Genomic DNA, 6,977 nt, shown 5'->3' on the forward strand with positions numbered 1-6,977 from the left:
TAATAAATTGCGTTAATGCACCCTACTTACTCTTGGTTCTGGAAGTGAATCACCCGCAGCTTTGTAAGCAATAATTAGAGACTCTAAAGCTTCAATTCCATTTGCCACAGCCAACTCGTAAGTATCGCCATGAGTCCGCCAGCGTTGTCCTGGAAAATCAGGGAATCCTACCAAAAAGCAATCATCTTCCTCAGACCACTGAATTACCATTTGGTATTTAAGCTTACTCATCTTGTTTCTTTTGCTCTACTTCCTTATCTGACCTTCTGAAATTAGAGGGTTAAAAAATTACCAAGTAGGATCGCTAAATAAATTAATCGTCAATTCCTCGCGTGGTGGTACTGCGGTAATACAAGCGCGGATGATCTCTCCATCCTCTAACTCGACCGTGCAAGCGTGACAAGACCCCATTAGACAACCGGTGGGAATAAAGACCCCAGCCCGGTCTGCTACATCTAAGATGGCTTCTCCCACTTCGGCTTCTACTGTGACATCATCTGGTAAAAAGCGGACACGAACAACCATTAATAATTCGTATTTAAATTTCCCATCAGAGCCTAGCTTAAGACAAAAATGGAGTTAAGTCTAAATGGCTTTCGACTTCAGTGGCTAAAGAATCTAAAATCTGCTCTCGCTGTTCCCGGTAGTTAGCAACGCCGGTGGGCAAAGATTTTAAACCGCGCTGTTGACGGAGGCGATTTAACCAAGCGCGTCGCCAAGGGCCGTTGTCAAAAAGCCCGTGGAGGTAACTTCCCCACACTGATTGACAACTATCTACTAATCCTAAATTAATATCGTCAAATAGGGCATGGTACGATTGAGGGTCTACACCTTGCTGTTCGATGCGCGATCGCCCTTGGTGGATTTCAAAGCCATTGACTGGTAAGCCCTGTTGTGGATAATTTGAGCTAACTTGGCGCTGGCGAGCAATTTTTTGTCCGGTAATTACAGTTCTGATTGGTAAAAGATTTAACCCTTGAAATCTACCAGCTTGTCCTTCTATCCCTTCTGGATCGGCAATGATTTGACCGAGCATTTGATAGCCACCGCAGATACCTAAAACTGTTCCACCAGAAGCTGCATAATGTTGAATAGCCTCTGCCATACCGCTTTTTTGCAGCAGTAGTAAATCAGCAATTGTGGTCTTTGTTCCTGGGATAATTACGGCATCAGGATGTCCTAAATCTTGCTTAGGACTGAGATATTTTACTGAAACTGTGCTTTCTGATTCCAGTGGATCAAAGTCGGTGAAATTGGCAATTCTTGGTAAGCGGATAACGGCAATATTGAGGTCTGTTTGGGCTTTAGTTGATGACGATTGACGTTCTAGCAGATCAAGGGAGTCTTCTGCAGGAAACACTTCTTGCAAGTAAGGTATAACACCGACAACAGGAATACCTGTGCGTTCTTCTAACCATTTTATTCCCGAATCTAGGAGCGCTCGCTGTCCTCGAAATTTGTTAATTACCACACCCTTAATTAGGGCGCGTTCATCGGGATCTAATAACTCTAAGGTTCCAACGACATGGGCAAAAGCACCACCCCTGTCAATATCAACTACTAACATCGTTGGCGCATTCAAATATTTTGCTACCCGCATATTAGTTAAATCGCGGTGCTTGAGGTTAATTTCTGCTGGACTACCAGCACCTTCACAAACCACCATGTCAAATTCTGTGCCTAAATGCTGTAGCGATTCTTCAATTGTCCGCCACCCCAGGTCAAAATATTGCTCGTAGTAATCTGAGGCACTCACCTTACCTACAGACCTACCTTTGATAATTACTTGAGAAGTCATATCTCCTTGGGGTTTGAGTAAAATTGGGTTCATTTCTACCCAAGGTACAACTCCCGCAGCCCAAGCTTGCACTGCTTGAGCATAACCAATTTCTCCACCACTGGCAGTAACATAAGCATTTAAAGCCATATTTTGACCTTTAAAGGGAGCCACCCGCCAGCCACGCCGCGACAGAATGCGACAAATAGCTGTAGTTAAAAGTGATTTCCCTGCATGGGAGGTTGTCCCCACCACCATAATTGATTTCATAGTTGCTATTAGTTAGTTTTCAAGATACTTGGGAATTGGGCATTGGGCATTGGGAATTGGGGTAAGAGAGAAGGGGAGAATGAATTATCTCTTTCTCCGAAAAAGTAAGCGAATTTTACCCAAGACACACAACGCAAGAGTTAAGAGGAAAATGAATTACTTCTTTCTCCTTTTTTGCTCCATGCCCCATGCCCAATTCCCACCACATTGTAAAGACTTCATAAACAGATGTGATGTTTCCGTATATATTATTCCCTTTGATTGCGTAATCCTAACTCTTGGGTTTTTTCTTTTAAAAGGGTATCCGCAACCAACGAATCACAGCATCGAATAAACGATCGCGCCATGAAGGTATCCGCCAATTTTTTCCTTGGTACTGTTCTACCAACTGACGACCCAAAGGAGTGAGTCGAAAACCATCTGTAATCCCCTGTCCATCGACTTCTCGGCGCAATACACCCACTTGGATCAGCCAGCCCAAGGCGTTATCACAGGCTAATTCTGATAAAGGACGCTTAGTATAGCCCTGCTTAAATCCATTTTCTAAGGCGATCGCTGTTAATGTCACACTCTGGTGTCCCATGACTTCAAATAAAGATAGATTGAAGGGCGAACACACTAGCGATCGCTCGGCTCTTTCTAGTGTATTTTGAGGATAGACAAAAATATTTGGGTTTTGGGAATCAGCAGCAGCCATTGTGTACGGGGAGAAATTTTTCTTCTAAAAAAGATTAATTCAAGAATATATTTTTTCTTGTACTGTATACCTCATTTTACCAAAATTAGTTACCTAAAGTATAGTTATGCTATTTTTTAGCAATTATATTTAATCATTATAAATTAATGTAAAATTTCAAGTGCATCAACAATCTGAAACAGGAAAGGTTAATTATGCCTCTAGCAGTTGGTACGGATGCACCTGCATTTACCGCCAAAGATACAAACGGCAACACAGTCTCGTTATCTGATTTTGCCGGTAAGACCGTTGTTTTGTATTTTTACCCCAAAGATGACACGCCAGGCTGCACCAAACAAGCCTGTAGTTTTCGGGATGCCCAATCTAAATATCAAGGTAAAGATGTTGTAGTGTTGGGAGTCAGTGCTGATGATGAGGTTTCTCATCAAGCATTCACCCAAAAATATAATTTGAATTTTCCCCTACTGGCTGATTCCGACAAATCCCTCATCACAGCTTTCGATGTGGATGGCGGCGGTTATGCCAAGCGCGTCACATACGTAATTGACCCCAACGGTAAAATTACCCATGTTGACACTGCTGTAAATACCACCACCCATGCTGGCGATATTTTAGCTGCACTTGGGCTGTAGTTTTTTACGCCAATAAGTAAGGATTTTTGAAATAGTTTCAACCCCAAGCCTTAATAGTGTGTCAAGTTTAAATTGATGGGTAAACAAGTTTGTAGTAAGGACTTTAGTCCTTATTTTCTAAGCATTAAAGTGCTTATTTACTATAAACCCACAAAACTAGCTGACAAAGTATTAAAGGCTTGGGGTTCTTTGTTTGATTTCAGTTACCTGACGGTAATGGCAGCGTAAACGATGGCTGCGTAACCGATGGCGAAGCGGGGGTTGCTTGTTGTGGTTGACCTCCTTGTTGAATTCGTTTTTGTTGACTTGCTTTAAAGACTGCTGCGGCTGAGTCTAATTGTTCGTTTTTTTGGTTAGAATCCCAGTTGAGAGTCCCGAAATTCGCCCGATGAATCAGGTCAAGCATATTGAAATTGTCTGAGTTTGAGCGGGCGAAGGGATCGGTATTTTGGTCTGTTGCACTATTACTGGGAAAAGCATCTGCTGGGCTGCTTACTTGAGCCGAACTTGGTTGAGATATGAGCAAAGAAGCAAAGCTCATACCTGCAACGGTAACTACAAAGAGTCTAGGAATTTGTAAAAATGGTTTTTTCATGGGATTTTGACCCTAAATAAAATTGCTCTATTTTATCTCTTTAAGCAAGAGTTCGCCGCAGTTGGGGTTGAATGCTCAGTAAGGCTACAAGGGCAAAGCCAAACAACACCAACAACGCTCCCCCAAAGGTAACATCACCCCAAGGAGCCTGCATTACGACGCTACCTAATCCCCAACTACTGTGGAGATACAGATAGCGAATGGGTTCGATCGCATAGCTGAGAGGATTTAGGGTAGCTACAACCTGTAACCACTGAGGCATAAAGGATAGAGGAGCCAAAGCAGTACTAGCAAATAACAATGGCAGGTTGGTGACAAAAATTACTGCAATCAACTCAATGTGTCCGGGTAGGGCGAAAGCTAAACCGAGGGAGATGGCTGTTACACCCAAAGCTAAGAGGAAGACAATGAGAGCGATCGCACTTAAACCAACTGCATTGGGTAGTCCAGCACCCAAGAATGCCGCCGCCGCTACAATCACGGCTGCTTGCAGTAAACTTTGGCTGATAATGAAGATTGCTGAAGCAAAGACAATAGAAAATCGTGATGCTAACGGTGCTACCAGCAACCGATTCAAAAAGCCGAACTCACGATCAAACATTACGGGTAAACCAGCATTCAGCGCCCCAGCAAAGGCTGTAAACACAATAATGCCAGCAGCTAAAAATTGTCCGTAATTTGTTGTTGTATTGCCAAATATACCTTTGGGGGCATTTTGGAACAAAGCACCAAACAGTATCAACCACATGACTGGCTGAATAATTCCGGCAACCAAAGTTGAGGGACGGCGTTGCAGCTGAATAAACAAGCGACGAGTTAAAGCCAATGTCTCTTGTATCAATTCACCGAAAAAGTTAGGTGCCGGATTAACATCTGCTTGTGGCGATGTTATCGGCTGCCAATTGATATCAGTTTTAGGAGTAACGCTCATAATTGGGGATTGGGGATTGGGGATTGGGGATTGGGGATTGGGGATTGGGGATTGGGGATTGGGGATTGGGGATTGGGGATTGGGGATTGGGGATTGATTCTTCCCCATGCCCCATGCCCTATGCCCCATGCCCCTATCTCATAAGCTGCTTCTTTTCAGCCTTGGGATCGCGAGTGGCAACGGCTGCGAGTTCTGCATCCATTAGGGTGCGTCCTGTGGCGGCGAGGTAAACGTCATCGAGGCTGGGGCGAGATTGAGCAATGCCAAAGATGGGCAAGCCAGCAGTATTTAGCGCTTGCTGTATGTTAATGAGAACATCGTTTTGAGGTGTCACCACCAAGTTCAGGGAATTACCTTGAGCGCTGTTGATGATGGCTTCTTGCACAAAGGGCAAAGTTTGCAAGAGGTTTTTGGCAATTTCTGCTTCCTCAATGGGGGAAAACTCGCGGATTCGCAAGGTTATGCGATCGCCCCCTACTTGATCTTTTAATTGTGAAGGTGTCCCAGAGGCGATTACCACGCCCCGATCTATAATTGCCACGCGATCGGCTAAAGCGTCAATCTCTTCTAAGTAATGGCTGGTAATTACTACCGTCGTCCCAGAGGCGCGTAATTTTCGCAGAAAATCCCATACCACAACACGAGTTTCTATGTCAAGCCCTACAGTTGGCTCATCCAATACCAAAACATCTGGTGCATGGAGCAATCCAGCAGCCAAGTCTAGGCGCTTGCGTAAACCGCCGGAATAGGTTCCTGTCTTTTTATTGGCGTATTCTTGCAAACCGAGTAAATCTAATATCGTCTCAATGCGCTGTTTGGCTACTGCACGTGGAAGGTGATAAAGTGCTGCTTGCAATTGCAGCAACTCTTTTCCAGTTAGCACCTTATCTATAGCTACTTCCTGAGCCACATAGCCTAGTCGTTGTCTTGCCACTCTGGGATTATCCAACACAGAGATGCCAGATACTTCGATTTTGCCAGCATCCGGTGTGGTAAGTGTACATAAGGCACGTAAGGTTGTAGTTTTCCCAGCACCGTTGGGGCCAAGTAAACCAAAGATTTCTCCTGATTCTACCTGAAAGGAAACATCTTGGACGGCAACCACTGTACCGTAGCGTTTTTGAAGATTCTGAATTAAAACGGCGGGAGCCATGACAGCTTTTCCCCAACTATACAAATCTCAATAAAGTCTATCTTTATTGTAGAAGGTAGGGAGCAAAGTTGATTGCCTTTAAAGTTGCTTTTTTAAGCAAGTCACAATAGGCACGCCGGGAGCAAGAGAGCAAAAAGAATCTTGCCCCTTTGCTTCTTATTAACATGATTAGTAATCGATCAAAACCTAAAAATTACCTATTCCTAACTAAATTTCAGTTAAAATCACACACTGTTTTATTTACTAGGGCGGATATATCCTTCTGCTTCCAATTTTTTTAAGGCTCTTTTGGCTACTGCTGTTCCATATTTGATACCAATAAGATTAGAATCCTGAACAATTTGGGGTAAAGTGGTAATTGCTTTTTGTCCCACAGGTGTCTCATAAAATGCAATGAGTTGTTTTATTTCTTCATTAGTAAAATATTTTTTATAAAGGGGAATAATCTCATTGACCAAATCATCTGGTTTGAGTTCAGCAGCAAAAGTATCCCAAAATTTTTGAGGGGCTTGAGGATATTCAGATTTAAAATTATTTAATAATTCAGAAATTAAGTATTTAAAAGTATTTTTTGTAAAGGTTATATCTAACAATTTTTTGATATTAGTAGTTATTTCTATTTCTTGGGCGTTATTATTTTGTGCAATAGTATTAGTTGGAATTTGAGCCAAAGCTGATCTGTTAGAAGTTGTTGTAAGGGAAAGTACAACTGCTACGAACCAAAAATTTATCTTCATTGATTTATTAATAGAGTATTATTCAGCTAAATTTAACAGATGGGCAACTCTTGTGAGCAATGGGTTAAAATTATTATCCTTAAATTTATCACTGGAGTTTAGACTAGGCTATGCAAAACGACCCAGCACTGCTGAGTTAATCAGAGACTTAGCGAAATGATGAATAATCTTTAGTATTAAACCGC

Annotated in this window: 9 protein-coding genes; 1 reads left to right on the plus strand and 8 read right to left on the minus strand. The window is 42.6% G+C overall.

Features of this window, described 5'->3' with window-relative positions; translation table 11 throughout:
* Positions 1-12: 12 nt before the first annotated feature.
* The 4 genes from V7K38_RS23540 to V7K38_RS23555 form a co-directional block, all read right to left on the minus strand.
* Positions 13-231, minus strand: coding sequence for a type II toxin-antitoxin system HicB family antitoxin (locus V7K38_RS23540; protein WP_334861199.1), 219 nt, complete (start codon positions 229-231; stop codon positions 13-15).
* 57 nt (positions 232-288) lie between these two features.
* On the minus strand, positions 289-525 hold the full coding sequence (locus V7K38_RS23545; RefSeq protein ID WP_334861201.1) for a 2Fe-2S iron-sulfur cluster-binding protein: 237 nt from the start codon (positions 523-525) through the stop codon (positions 289-291).
* A 37-nt stretch (positions 526-562) separates the two neighbouring features.
* Complete coding sequence (gene cobQ, locus V7K38_RS23550) at positions 563-2,047, minus strand: cobyric acid synthase CobQ (protein ID WP_334861203.1); 1,485 nt, start codon at positions 2,045-2,047, stop codon at positions 563-565.
* A 292-nt stretch (positions 2,048-2,339) separates the two neighbouring features.
* The gene (locus V7K38_RS23555; protein ID WP_334861205.1) at positions 2,340-2,744 is read right to left on the minus strand and encodes an Npun_F0494 family protein; all 405 of its coding nucleotides are present in this window, start codon (positions 2,742-2,744) and stop codon (positions 2,340-2,342) included.
* A 194-nt stretch (positions 2,745-2,938) separates the two neighbouring features.
* Here V7K38_RS23555 and V7K38_RS23560 point away from each other — a divergent pair, with 194 nt between their 5' ends.
* Entirely contained in the window at positions 2,939-3,376 is a 438-nt protein-coding gene (locus V7K38_RS23560) for a peroxiredoxin (RefSeq protein WP_094330226.1), read from the plus strand.
* 199 nt (positions 3,377-3,575) lie between these two features.
* Here V7K38_RS23560 and V7K38_RS23565 read toward each other — a convergent pair whose 3' ends face one another.
* The 4 genes from V7K38_RS23565 to V7K38_RS23580 all read right to left on the minus strand — a co-directional run bounded on the left by V7K38_RS23565 (position 3,576) and on the right by V7K38_RS23580 (position 6,792).
* The gene (locus V7K38_RS23565; RefSeq protein WP_334861207.1) at positions 3,576-3,971 is read right to left on the minus strand and encodes a hypothetical protein; all 396 of its coding nucleotides are present in this window, start codon (positions 3,969-3,971) and stop codon (positions 3,576-3,578) included.
* A gap of 40 nt (positions 3,972-4,011) precedes the next feature.
* Complete coding sequence (locus V7K38_RS23570; protein WP_334861213.1) at positions 4,012-4,902, minus strand: ABC transporter permease; 891 nt, start codon at positions 4,900-4,902, stop codon at positions 4,012-4,014.
* A 133-nt stretch (positions 4,903-5,035) separates the two neighbouring features.
* The gene (locus V7K38_RS23575; RefSeq protein WP_334861209.1) at positions 5,036-6,055 is read right to left on the minus strand and encodes an ABC transporter ATP-binding protein; all 1,020 of its coding nucleotides are present in this window, start codon (positions 6,053-6,055) and stop codon (positions 5,036-5,038) included.
* Between the two features lie 236 nt (positions 6,056-6,291).
* Positions 6,292-6,792 carry a DUF2059 domain-containing protein gene (locus V7K38_RS23580; protein ID WP_334861211.1) on the minus strand — a complete coding sequence of 167 codons (501 nt, stop codon included), beginning with the start codon at positions 6,790-6,792 and terminating at the stop codon, positions 6,292-6,294.
* Positions 6,793-6,977 lie beyond the last annotated feature (185 nt).

The sequence above is a fragment of the Nostoc sp. genome (genome assembly GCF_036917465.1).
Lineage (GTDB): Bacteria > Cyanobacteriota > Cyanobacteriia > Cyanobacteriales > Nostocaceae > Nostoc.